Annotated in this window: 6 protein-coding genes; 5 read left to right on the top strand and 1 reads right to left on the bottom strand. The window is 39.0% G+C overall.

Annotated features, from left to right (window positions below; genetic code table 11):
* Window positions 1-154 precede the first annotated feature (154 nt).
* The 5 genes from H4O18_RS00930 (at window position 155) to H4O18_RS00910 (ending at window position 10,152) form a co-directional block, all read left to right on the top strand.
* Complete coding sequence (locus H4O18_RS00930; protein WP_187581224.1) at window positions 155-3,511, top strand: VCBS repeat-containing protein; 3,357 nt, start codon at window positions 155-157, stop codon at window positions 3,509-3,511.
* The gene (locus tag H4O18_RS00925) at window positions 3,504-6,752 is read left to right on the top strand and encodes a VCBS repeat-containing protein (protein ID WP_187581223.1); all 3,249 of its coding nucleotides are present in this window, start codon (window positions 3,504-3,506) and stop codon (window positions 6,750-6,752) included. The genes H4O18_RS00930 and H4O18_RS00925 overlap by 8 nt, the downstream gene beginning before the upstream one ends.
* Before the next feature lie 224 nt (window positions 6,753-6,976).
* The gene (locus H4O18_RS00920; protein WP_187581222.1) at window positions 6,977-8,323 is read left to right on the top strand and encodes a vanadium-dependent haloperoxidase; all 1,347 of its coding nucleotides are present in this window, start codon (window positions 6,977-6,979) and stop codon (window positions 8,321-8,323) included.
* A gap of 73 nt (window positions 8,324-8,396) precedes the next feature.
* Entirely contained in the window at window positions 8,397-9,293 is an 897-nt protein-coding gene (locus H4O18_RS00915; protein ID WP_343065394.1) for a GyrI-like domain-containing protein, read from the top strand.
* A gap of 1 nt (window position 9,294) precedes the next feature.
* Window positions 9,295-10,152, top strand: a complete 858-nt coding sequence (locus H4O18_RS00910; RefSeq protein ID WP_187581221.1) for a hypothetical protein — start codon at window positions 9,295-9,297, stop codon at window positions 10,150-10,152.
* Between the two features lie 30 nt (window positions 10,153-10,182).
* Here H4O18_RS00910 and H4O18_RS00905 read toward each other — a convergent pair whose 3' ends face one another.
* Window positions 10,183-13,890 carry a metallophosphoesterase gene (locus tag H4O18_RS00905; protein ID WP_187581220.1) on the bottom strand — a complete coding sequence of 1,236 codons (3,708 nt, stop codon included), beginning with the start codon at window positions 13,888-13,890 and terminating at the stop codon, window positions 10,183-10,185.
* Window positions 13,891-13,926 lie beyond the last annotated feature (36 nt).

The raw sequence follows: 13,926 nt of genomic DNA, 5'->3' as shown, positions 1-13,926 counted from the left end.
TAATGAATGATATAGTTTTTTTGCAGAAACTACTATTCCTTAATGCACGTAGATAAAAATTGGTGGGAAATGGATTAAATCTTAAAAATGGTGAAAAGGCATAGAATACTATTAAGGTGTTTTAAGGCTTTCTTAAATATAATCACGAATATATATGGGTAAACTAAATATAAGGGTAAGCCTTATTTTATTGGTATTGCTATCGTTGGGTTCTTGTTCCCAAAAAAAAGAAGTTGATAAAACAACTGACCTGAAGGAGGAGACTTTATTCTCCTTGTTGGCTTCCGAAAAAACGGGAATCGACTTTGTAAACAAAGTGGTAAACCAGAAAAATTTTAACATTTTTAAATACAGAAATTTCTACAATGGAGGAGGCGTTGCCATTGGCGACATTAATAACGATGGCCTTCCTGATATATATCTTACCGGAAATATGGTCCCCAATAAGTTGTATTTGAACAAAGGGGGCTTAAAATTTGAAGACATTTCTGCCGCGGCAGGGGTAGAAGGCAACAAGCCGTGGTCTACAGGGGTAACCATGGTAGATATTAATAATGACGGATTTCTGGACCTATATGTTAGTAATGCCGGAAATATGGAGGGCAATAACCATGATAATGATCTATATATTAATAATGGAGACCATACTTTCACTGAAAAGGCAGCTGAGTACAATTTGGCTAAGACCGGTTTTTCTACTCATGCCTCATTCTTTGATTATGATAAGGATGGCGATCTGGACGCCTATATCTTAAATAACAGTAATGTGCCCGTTAGTAGTTTGGGCTATGCTGAACAGCGAGAGGTAAGGGCCCAGGATTGGGCAGGAGTTCCTGATATATTTAAAGGTGTAGGGGATATGCTCCTTAGAAATGATAACGGAAAATTTGTGGATGTTAGCGAAGAAGCTGGTATTTACGGTAGTTTAATTGGTTTTGGATTAGGGGTCATGGTCAGTGATATCAATGGAGATCTCTATCCGGACATCTACGTTTCCAACGATTTTTATGAAAGGGATTACCTCTATATTAATCAAAAAGATGGGACCTTCAAGGAAGAAATAGAACAATGGACCTCCCATTTAAGTTTATCGGCCATGGGTATAGATATGGCTGATATAAACAATGACGGCTTTGCCGATATCTTTATTACGGACATGCTTCCAGAGGGGGATCAAAGGGTAAAATCGGTTATGGAGTTTGAGGGTTACAATGTGTTTAAATTAAAGCAGAGTAAGGATTTTTACCAACAGTACATTCAAAATACCTTGCAGTTGAACAATGGGAACAATTCGTTTTCCGAAGTAGCCTATTACAGTGGGGTTGCCAAAACCGATTGGAGCTGGGCCGGTCTATTATTTGATATGGATAACGATGGATTAAAGGATATTTACATTACCAACGGTATAAATCACGATTTGACAGATCTGGATTTTGTGGACTTTTTTGCCAATGAAATTATCCAGAAAATGGCGCTTACCGGTGAGAAACAATCCATTGACTCCATCATTGCGAAAATGCCCATAGCTCCACAACCCAATTACGCTTATAGGAACAAAGGTGATATTACATTTTCCAATGAAACCAAAAAGTGGGGACTGGATTTGCCCAGTATGTCCAACGGTGCCGCTTACGGAGATTTGGACAATGACGGGGATTTGGATATTGTGGTCAATAATGTAAATATTGAAGCTTTTATATATGAGAATCACAGCGATAAAAAGTCGGAAAACAATTATCTCAAATTAAAATTTGAAGGTAGCGGTGGCAATAAATTTGCCATTGGAACCACGGTGAAACTTTTTTTTGACAATCAGGTCATAGTACAGGAATTGATGCCTTCCAGAGGGTTTCAATCCTCTGTAGATTATGTTATGACCATTGGTTTGGGCAAGAATGCCACCATAGATTCCATGCAGGTAATATGGCCGGATGATCGTACCCAAAAATTTAATAATATTAAGGCAAATCAATTCCTGACCCTTAAAAATTCTGAAGCCCAGGATATATTTGTTCCCAATAAAAAAACAATTGCGAATCCACTTCTCAGAGAATTGGGCAATTCCAAACTCTTGGTGCACAAAGAGAATAATTACAACGACTTTGATTACGAGGGTCTAATATCTAAAATGCTTTCCCAGGAAGGGCCGGCACTAACGGTAGCCGACGTAAATGGTGACGGTAATGAAGATGTTTTTATTGGAGGCGGAGCCAACCAGGCCGGAGTACTCTATCTTCATGATGGTAAGGGTGCATTAACGCCTACCAGACAAAAAGCTTTTGAAAAGGATGAGGCTCTGGAGGATACCGCTGCAGCATTTTTGGACGTAGATGTTGATGGGGATATGGATCTTATGGTAGGAAATGGAGGAAATCAGGTAGGAGATGAAAAACAGTATAGGGCAAGGCTCTATATTAATAATGGAAAGGGAATTTTTGAAGTTTCAAATGCAGTTTTGCCAAGTACCTTTAAAAATATTGCAGTAATCGCTCCCCAAGATTTTGATAATGACGGTGATATGGATGTATTTATCGGGTCCAGAAGTGTTGTTGGAAATTATGGCTTGGATCCTGACCATTTATTCCTGGAAAATAACGGCGACGGAACTTTTGGTGATGCCACGGAACGTTTGGCATACGATACCAAACAAGCAGGGATGATAACGGATGCTATTTGGGTTGATATCGATGGCGATGAAAAGAAAGATTTAATAACCGTTGCCGATTGGGGAAAGCCTATAATTTATAAAAACTCCGGTAAGCGATTATCAAAAATAAACACAGCATTGGATAGCCTAAGCGGATGGTGGAATGCTATAAGTGCCGAGGATTTGGACAATGATGGGGATTATGATCTAATTCTGGGAAATCAGGGGAGTAATGTACCCTATTCTTGTTCCAAAGCCAACCCCATGAAATTGTGGGTGAATGATTTTGATAACAATGGGACCATAGAACAGATTACCACTCGTAATTTTGAAGGAAAAGACTATCCCATTCATCAAAAGAAGGAACTGACTACGCAAATGGTAGCCTTAAAAAAGCAGAACCTTAAATCCTCCGAATATGCCAAAAGGACAATTGACGAATTATTTTCAAATGACAACTTTAACAATACTATTGTCAAGGAAGGTACCGTACAGGAATCCGTAATCGCAATAAATGAAGGAGGTGGGAAATTTACCATTAAGAAATTGCCCGGGCGAGTACAATTGTCGTGTGTTTGCGGTATTACATGTGCCGATGTCAACAATGATGGTTATTTAGATCTAATAATGGGCGGTAATAATTTTGAATTCAAACCTCAGTATTCACGCCTTGACGCCAATTTTGGAAGTATACTTTTAGGAAATGATAAGCTCGACTTTGAATGGCAAAATTACGATGAAAGTGGATTTTTTATTAAAGAGGAAGTGAAAAATATAGAACAGTTCAAGGATAAAAATGGAAAACGATACGTCATTGTTGCCATTAATGATAACAAACCAAAAGTATTTGCGCTGGATGAGTAAAGTTACATTATATATTTTATGTGCAGTGCTTCTATATGGTTGTGGCTCTAAGGAAGGTGAAATTTTTAGGAACCCATCACCAAGTGAAACGGGGATAGACTTTCGGAATACCATTACAGAAACCGATGATCTGAACATTCTGGATTACCTATATTTCTATAATGGCGGAGGAGTGGCCACTGGTGATATTAATGGGGATGGGCTGCCCGATATTTTCCTGTCCGGTAATCAGGTAAAAAATAGATTATACCTTAATGAGGGGAACTTGAAATTTAGGGACATATCCGAAACTGCGGGTATCTCTGGGAATAGTACTTGGAACACCGGGGCCATAATGGGCGACATAAATGGGGACGGACTATTGGATATCTACGTTTGCTCGGTAGTTGGTATAAATGGATTTAATGGGCAGAATGAACTTTATATAAATAACGGAGATAATACTTTCACAGAAAGTGCAGCTGAATTTGGTCTCGATTTTGATACTTACAGCAGTTCTGCCGCTTTGCTTGATTTCGATTTGGATGGGGATTTGGATATGTATCTACTGAACCATGCCGTACATACACAGCAATCCTATGGGAAGGCCGAACTAAGGGAAAAGAGAAATGCACAGTCGGGGGACAGGCTTTTGCGCAATGACGGGAGAATATTTGTAGATGTTAGTGAAGAGGCCGGAATTTACGGTGGCGCCAACGGATATGGATTGGGTATTGCCGTGGCGGATTTTAATCAGGATGGATATCCTGATATCTATGTTGGGAACGATTTTCACGAGGATGACTATTACTATATCAATAATGGAAATGGCACATTTTCTGAACAATTACGCAAATATTTTGGGCACACTACCAAGTTTTCCATGGGGAACGATGTTGCCGATATAAACCATGACGGATGGCCAGATCTAATTTCTTTGGACATGCTTCCCGAAGACGAAAAGGTTCTAAAATCTTCCGAAGGGGATGACCTTACCCAAACTCAAATATTAAGGGTAGACCGATTTGGATACCACTACCAATATTCGAGGAACATGTTGTTTGTAAACCAACAAAATACTCCATATGCTGAAACGGCGATCCAAAGTGGCATTGCAGCTACCGACTGGAGTTGGAGTGCATTATTTGGGGATTACGACCAGGACGGGGAACAGGATATTTTTATTTCCAATGGTATTCCAAAAAGGCCTAACGATCTGGACTTTATAAAATTCGCCTCTGATGAACAAATTAAAAATAAGCTTAGCAATACTAAACTGGTGGATCAGCAGGCCTTGAATATGATGCCTTCAGGGGTGACCCATAATTATATTTTTAAGGGAGGGGAAGATGTGAAATATAAGGATATGTCCGGGATTTGGACGGTAAAGGATACTCTTATTTCAGGAGCTACGGCCATGGCCGATCTGGACAATGACGGCGATCTGGACTTGATAATCAATACACTAAACAGTCCAACAGCTTTGTACATCAACAAAACGGACGCCAAGGCCAACTATATAAAATTGAGGTTTAATTATACCGCCAAGAATAAGTTCGGTATTGGCACCAAAGTCTTTGCCTATCTAAATGGAAATTTACAGTATAAGGAATTGTATACCGTTCGGGGATTCCAAGCCTCATCGGAACCTATGGTTCATTTTGGTTTTGGAAAGCAGGACAAGATTGACTCATTAAAAATAGTTTGGCCAAATAGGACCTATCAGGTTTTAAAAGAGGTTGCGGTAAATCAATCCTTGATTATTTCCCCGGAAAACACCAAACCCTTCAATTATAATTTGCTACGGCCTTTATCCCAGAAGATATTTAATAAGGTGGAAGGTAACTTGGGCATCAATTTTACCCATGAGGAAGATAATTATTTGGATATCAATAGACAAAAATTAATCCCATATCAAATATCCGATCGTGGTCCAGCCTTGGCTACGGGTGATTTAAATGGCGATGGAAAAAAGGATTTATTTTTTGGAGGTTCCAAATACATTCCGTCAAGAATATTTCTGCAGGGCGATACCACTTATGTGGAAAAAAGGATTGCAAATATTGCCACCGACTCCATAAAGGAAGATGTTACCGCCATTATAGCAGACCTAAATAATGACAGTAAAAAGGATCTTTTTATAGGAAGTGGAGGAGCCGACTTTTACAATGAGATGGCTCCCTTAACAGATAGCTATTATCTTCAAGATGAAACGGGTTTTGAGGCAAGTGAATTCCCGGAGTTTTTTGAAAATGCGGCAGTAGTACGGGAATGTGATTTTGACAATGATGGAGATCTGGATTTATTTGTTGGCAATAATGCTATAACGAACGATTTTGGCAATATCCCAAATTCCTATTTGCTAAGGAACGATCGGGGTAAATTCTCCATCGTGGAAAATAAGGAACTGCAAAAAGCCGGAATGGTAACGGATGCGGTCTGGAGCGATTTTGATAATGATGGAACATTGGATTTAATTGTTGTAGGAGAGTGGATGTCGCCAAAATTTTATAAGAACAACAAAGGTCAGCTTACGGAGCAGGTGCTATTGGATAATAGTTACAATGGACTTTGGGAATGCATAATACCCTTTGATATTGATAAGGACGGAGATCTGGATTATCTACTGGGAAATTGGGGGAACAACACTAAGTTCAAGGCTTCACATGATTATCCCATGAAAATGATTTATTCGGACTTCGACCAGAACGGCAGTACCGAGACCATTGTGGCCACAGAAAAAAATGGTGACTATTATCCATTGGAAGGTTTGGATGAACTTTCTGCCCAAATGGTAGGCCTAAGAAAGAAGTTTACCACTTATAAGGCCTTTGCAGGAAAACCCATAACCGAGATTTTGGATCAAAAGGCCCTAAAGAGTAGTACTGTTTTAGAGGTAAATACCCTGCAATCCGGTTATTTGGAGAATAATGGTGGTAAATATTCCTTTGTCCCCTTTAAGGAGGAACTTCAGGTTGCTCCCATAAGGGCATTTTTAGAATATGATTTTGATAAGGACGGAAGTACAGAGATTTTGGCAGCAGGGAACTATTTTGGAATCAAGCCCTATCACGGGAGGTTGGATTCTTTTTCAGGAGCCCTGATAAAAAATGAAAATGATGTAATTTTGGGCAACAAAATAGGTCTGGAGTTGCAATTTAAATCGGTAAGACATTTAAATATGATAGATTTGAACGGTAGGCCCTATTTGTTGGTCACCTACAACAACGATCAGGCTCAGGTATATGATTTGGGAGAATAAGAATCATAGAAGGACTACACTATTCCTAAAGGGATATTTTGGAGTTAGAATGAGGTGAAAGATTATTGGGACACAAAATTAAAATGAAATAGGTCATAACAATTCTTGATGCCCACTAAGGTGTTTAATAGTGAAATACAAAATTCATGTACACCGTATAAAAACAACGGTAAAGGTCATGACTAATTACATCTGACCTTTTAAAAACAAATAAGTATAAACTGATGAAACAATATTTAAGATTAATCCTATTATTTGCAATTATAGTCTCCTGTGATAAAAAAGAGGAGCCAATTGTTATTACTCCCCAGGATCTGCATTATTCCATACACAAGGTGACGGAAGTTATGATCCATGATATTTTCTCGCCTCCAGTGGCAAGTAGAATTTTTGCATATCCCAATATTGCGGCTTATGAAATTATAGCGCTCAACAATGAGGAATATAAGTCTTTGGTAGGTCAGGTAACCGATTTAATGCCCATACCGAAACCTGGCCAGGACAAATCTATCAATTACCAAATGGCAGCCCTTATTGCACATATGGAAATAAGTAAGCGATTAATTTTTTCCGAGGATAAAATTGAAGCGCATCGGGATAGTTTGTACGCAAATTGGCAGGATAAAAACTTGACTATGTTCAATAATTCCATGGAATATGGCCTTGAGGTAGCAAAGCACATAGGAGATTGGTTGGATAAGGATAATTATAAACAGACGAGAACGATGCCCAAATTTACCATCAATACGGACGACACCTCACGTTGGCAGCCAACGCCTCCTGCGTATATGGATGGTATAGAACCACATTGGAGCAAAATTCGACCTTTCGTTATAGACTCGGCCAATCAATTTGTACCTGCACCACCGCCAGTATTTTCCATGGAATTGGGTTCTGATTTCTATAAAGAGGTAAAAGAGGTCTATGATATAAGCAATGAGATTACCTCAAAAGGGGATAATTCCGAAGAAATAGCCATTGCAAAGTTTTGGGATTGTAATCCCTATGTCTCCGTAACTAGGGGCCATTTAATGTTTGCCACTAAAAAAATAACACCAGGGGCACATTGGATCGGGATTACCAAAATAGCTTGTGAAAAAACAAATTCCGATTTCGATCAAACCGTATTTGCCTATACCAAGACCTCAATGGCCATAGCGGATGCCTTTATAAGTTGTTGGGACGAAAAATACCGCTCCAATCTTATACGCCCCGAAACGGTAATAAACCAGTATATTGATGAGAACTGGCAGCCAGTATTGCAAACCCCTCCCTTTCCGGAATACACAAGTGGACATTCTGTGGTTTCCGGTGCGGCGGCTACGGCATTGACAAGTATTTTTGGGGATAATTTTTCTTTTGATGACGATACGGAAATACCTTATGGCTTGCCAATAAGAAGTTTTACATCATTCAATCAGGCTGCAGATGAAGCGGCTATTAGCCGAATGTACGGCGGCATCCATTATAGGGCTGCTGTTGAAATTGGAGTAGGACAGGGTAGAAATTTGGGTAAATTTATTGTGGATAAACTGGATATGAAGGGGGAAAAGGCGTTGACATCCAAATAATGTCAATTGTCAATTACATAACAACCCTTCAATAATTTACAAGAGTCACATACCTGGAGTAAAATTAAAATTCGTGAGAAACAAAATTATTTTCTTTGTAGCTTTCCTTCTAATGACATCCTTGGTTTGGTATCTTTTTTTACGACCCTATGATTATTCGGTTTCCATTAAATCCAAGACATTCCCAGGTACCATAAATCAGAGTATTAAATTATGGGGCAATGCCAATAAAAATACGGTATTGCTGAAACAAAAAGATTTTTTGACCATTGATCAGCAGTTATTGTTCAATGATTCCATATTTCAATATCAGTGGAGAATCACTCCTATTAATGATTCTACCTCCAAGATAGGGGTATACATCAAGGATGTTGACCATAGTTTAATGAACAAATTAAGTATTCCTTTTTCCGACACCAACTTCGAAAAACGGACCAAAAGGACCATTCTTGAATTTAACGATATGTTGAATGAGCATATTGAAAAGTTTAGGGTTACCGTAGTGGATACCCTTCAACAGCTTCCTGAAACCTATTGTGCCTATATACCATTAAAAGCTTCCCAACTTTCCAAAGCAAAAGGAATGATGCAAAATTACCCCATTCTTAGTACGGTTCTTGTTGATAATAATGTTGAACTAAATGGAAGGCCATTCTTGGAAATAACCAATTGGGATAGGGAGGTGGACAGTATTTCCTATAATTTTTGTTATCCAATTATAAAAAGTGATAGCCTACCACAAAATGGAATCATTAAGTATAAGAAGTTTAATGGATTTAAAGCTTTAAAAGCGGTGTACAACGGTAATTATATTACCTCTGATCGTGCTTGGTACGCTTTGTTGAACTATGCCGAAAAGAACGGGATAAAAGTCTCTGAAACCCCTGTTGAGGTGTTTTTTAATAACCCAAATATTGGCGGAAATGAAATTGAATGGATAGCAGAAATATACATGCCTTTAAAAGAATAAGATGAAAAAATACTTTTTTTTATTGCTCTGGATCATTGTTGTGGGGTGTGCCCACAACTATGGACAATTGACATACGTTACCAAACTTCCCCATAAATTAACGGAGAATTCAGGAATAGTCCCTGCTAAGGATTCTACGCTTTGGTTCGTTATGGATAGAGGTAATCCCGATAAGATTTATCAGGTAAATTATGAGGGTGACCTTTTAAAGGAATTAAAGGTAAAAAATGCCAAAAATCACGATTGGGAGGATTTGGCCAGCGATGGGGATAATGTATATATAGGGGATTTTGGAAATAATAGTAATGACCGGAAGAATTTGGCCATCTACAAGATCCCAAATCCCAATGCTGCAACGGGAGATGATATTGAAGCGATAAAGATTGAATTTAATTATCCGGAACAGAAGGATTTTCCTCCAAAAAAGAAAAAATTGCTTTTTGATGCCGAGGCCTTTTTTTATTACCAGAACAACTTTTATATCGTAACAAAGAATAGGACACATCCTTTTAACGGTGAAGCATTGTTATATAAGGTTCCGGCCATAGAGGGGAAACATCAGGCACAATATTTAGGTTCCTTTGTACCTCCGAAAGGAAAGATAAATGGACAAGTAACTTCTGCCGATATTTCCCCTGATGGCAGAACCATAGTGCTATTGGGAAATGGCACCTTATGGGTGTTTACAGATTTTGCAATGGATAATTTCCTTTCCACTGGAACCTTAAAGACTATAGACCTAGGGGTATATACGCAATTGGAATCCGTTTGTTTTACCAATAACAATACCTTATTACTTTCGGACGAGGAGTCCAGTAAAATTGGAAGAAACCTTTATTCCTATATTCTTAAGGATTAACTGTTGCTATACTTGGCTCGTTTAAGATATTTAAAATCCAAAGCCAAGACCAAAGGAAAATAACGGTCCTTCATTGGATGCAAACAATGCAATTCTTGCGGTAAGAATATCTGCCCCATTTAAGAAGAATCCACCCCCATATGAGGTGTGCCATTTGTCCGATTCAAGGCTGGAAGACCATACCCTACCATAATCGTAACCACCATACATGCCTAAGGATATTGGTAAAATACCTGTTCTCATCTTTTTAAGTTGAAGTCTTAGGTCTGTGTTTTGGTAGTAGGAGGTTTTTCCTATGAAACGCTGGTTTCTATACCCTCTTGGGCCATCATTGGCTCCAATACTTGCTCCTTGATAAAATTCAAATCCATTACCAATATTAAAATGGGCTTTCCATTTCGTGGCCAAAACTAATTTGCCACTTGGAATTATTTTGTGTGTCAGGGATAAACTGGGTACTACATAGCCAAAACTGTTGCCATCTGATGCCAGGTTTCTTTTGGCTCCAATTTGAAGGGAGGAGGACATTCCCAAGGTAGGAAACGCATTACTGTCCGTATTGCTATAATGGTATTTGGCATCCACTCCTAAAAAGCTATTAATGCTATCTTCATTATTCTGAACGTAGAATAAGTTTACAAACCTATTTTCGGTTTCCTCAACAGTAATATGTTCATATGAAATCCCGGCCTTTAGGCTTGCACCTAATTGACCCCTCCATATTAGCGATGGTGAAAAGCTTATATTTCGAATTCTCACCCTGTTGTAATCCATACCAAGGTCATCATCCAAATTTTGGGTGCTGTTACCTAAACCAAAAAAATTGGTACTGAAATTGGGGCTGGTAAATCTTGCATCGATACCAAAATTCCAGTTTTCAAATAAATGGGCAAATTCGCCGGAGTAATTAAGGTCGATCCCACTTGTCGCAAAAAAGATTGAAGCGCTTATTTGATGTTGACTGGTAAAAGGATTCTGCCTAAAACCATAGTTGGTAAGAGTGTTGGCAACACCTATTTTAAAACCATCGTCAGGATTGTAACCTATGGTCGGCACAAGCTGGTTTTGGGTTTTAATTAATTTTAATGGTTGATATGTATTTAGTTCATAATCGTCCGTTAACCTAACTTTTGAACCTGAGGTATTCTTAAATTTATTGTCCTTCGTTTTATAATCGTAAATGGAAATATTCCTACTATCAACAATATCGTAGGTGTCTGTTCCATTTCCTCCAACAAGACGTATGTTTATCATGTTTTTCGAAGCTCCTTTGGCTTCAAAATAATCGCCATCATCCAATCCGTAAATCCAAATTTCGTTGGTGGTCTTGGAATCGAATACTTTGTCATAAAAAAGTTTTTTCTTTTCTCCTCCAATAATTCTATATGCACTTATCTGGGTCCTGTTGTCGGGGAGTACAGTAATCTGGAACCAATCGTCCTTATCAGTACCTTTTATTACCACAAATTTGTTCAAAGCTTTATAGTACTCATCCGCTATTTTTGGCAATTTTTCCAAACGGGACAATAGTATCTTTTTGATCTTGTCCAGGGTTTTATCTTGGACCTCCTCAGGGAATAGAACAAATGATTCATCAATGACTTTTTCTGTTAGGTTGTCCTGCAAAAAGGCGACCTGTTCCTCCCATTGCATTTTCACCGAACTATTAAGTAAGGTCATATCCAATGAAAATGGGCTGGCATTAAAGGTTTTCACATTTCTTATATTTTCGGCATAACCTTCCATAAGCTTTAGTGGAGGGATAATGCGGGTAGCTATGTTCATTAATAATCCATCGCCCATTATGGAAAAAACTTGGTCTCTGTCCCGTGGTATTGGCTGGAATATAACATCACCGGTTTTCTTAACCTTATTTTCGGCCCAACGCCATTGATCTACATGTCGGTCCCAGTCGCCTATGACCATGTCAAATAATCGGGCCCTAATGTACATGTCCACATCTACCTTATATTTTTCATCCGATCTTAATTTATTTAAAAAATCATAGGTGCTTTCAATTTTCTCTGGAAAACCAAAACTCTCCAAATCGCTATGTTCGTCCGATACATGTTCTTCCAGAAGGTATAGCTCGTCCCCAAAATCGGAATTGAAATCCTCTAGGGCGGGTTGCTTGGGAATATAGAATAATCTTGGATTTGTATGGTATATTTTGGCGGCATCCGAGAGTGCCCCAATGGTCAAGGAAGCGTAAGGATGGGCACCGGTATAAAAGTCTTCCAAAAGGCTTTCGGTATAGGTGTCTTCAAATTCCCCTATGATATATTGGTCCTTAAAGGCCATGGCCTGTAAATAACGTTCTGCCTCCTTTCGTAGCGCTCTCATAACGTATTGTTTGCCGTTGGCATCTTCCAGTCTTAGTGATTTGGATTGATGGCCGCCTCCTTTTCGCACAGGGCTTAGACCACCATGCAACGTGTCCAAATTAACAGTTGTTGCCAGTACTTTGGTGCCGTAGTATTTGCGATAGCGTTCACCCCAAATCAACTTGAACAAAGGACTCTTTTTAACCTCTTCTTCGGTGTAAACCGATGCCTTTATAGCTTTAGGGAAGTCATCGGAATACTTGTTTTCATTAACCGTGGTATCTCGCACGTATATCCCACTTTTAAAAAGGAATTTTTCCTTGCCGTCATCACCAATACCATAATAGCGTACATGTGAGGAGCCGTCCTTATAAATTTCCAAAACAGCATAACCCATTTCACCAGTAGAAAATTTACTCCCGTTCAATAAATTGGTTGCACCGGTTTTGGCTCCTGAACCACTTACAATTTGGGGAATATTTTTTTCCACAATATATTGTAGGGAATGTTCGTGACCTGAGGTAACTATTGTCTTTTCGGCGAATTGTGCCAAGGTGGTGACGCGATTAATCAATTCCCGATATCTTATATTCTGCATGTCTTCCGAGGAGGCTCCTGCCGTTTTTCTAAATAGATTCACCAACGTACCCAATACTGGGGCAGGCCCAAATTTATCTTTTGGGTAAAACTGTTGGTGAAGGGTAAATTGGCCCCCATGGGGACCGTAGCTAAACAGCGGGTGGTGCATTGCCAAAATAATGGTTTTCCCTGCATTCTTTTTTATCTGGCTTTCCAGCTCCTCGAAAAAATGTTCCCGACTTTTTATTTCGCAATCCTCATTAATTGAAGGGCGTTTGTCCCAATTGGTCAAGTACCATTCCGTGTCCATGGCAATGACCATGACTTCATCATTGATGTCTATAGTCTCCAGCGGACAACCATCTTCCGGGATAAAGGAATCCTTTCTATCCAACGTTCGTTCTACATATTTTTCCTGTCTTTTTAAGCCTACAAGACCTTGGGTATACCAATCGTGATTTCCTGGTATAAAAACCACACGACCCTTATAATTTTTTACGGTATTCAGCTGCGCGTCCAAATGACTTCTTGCCGTCCTATAGGCAATGGTAGAATCTTGGGGGTCGGGAAGGCCAGACGGATAAATGTTGTCCCCTAAAAAAATGGCAGTACTGTTCTCGGTAGCCTTTTCCAGTTTTGCCTTGAAAATTTTCAAAGCCGGATTCATACCTTTAATTGGAGACAGGCCGGCATCGCCTATTAAATAAAAAGTATGCGAAATTTCTTTTGTATTTGGTGTGTCCTGACCCGTATTCTTATCAGCATATTTGGTGTCGTAGGTAGCACAGTTCCAAAACAACAACAGTAAAGCAAAAAGTGTAAAATGTTTATTCATAGTGCTAATAATAGAAAATATAATTTCGTAATTTGG

The organism is Arenibacter arenosicollis (assembly GCF_014397245.1).
Classification (GTDB): Bacteria; Bacteroidota; Bacteroidia; order Flavobacteriales; family Flavobacteriaceae; genus Arenibacter; species Arenibacter arenosicollis.
This window is presented reverse-complemented; position numbering and strand designations above follow the sequence as displayed.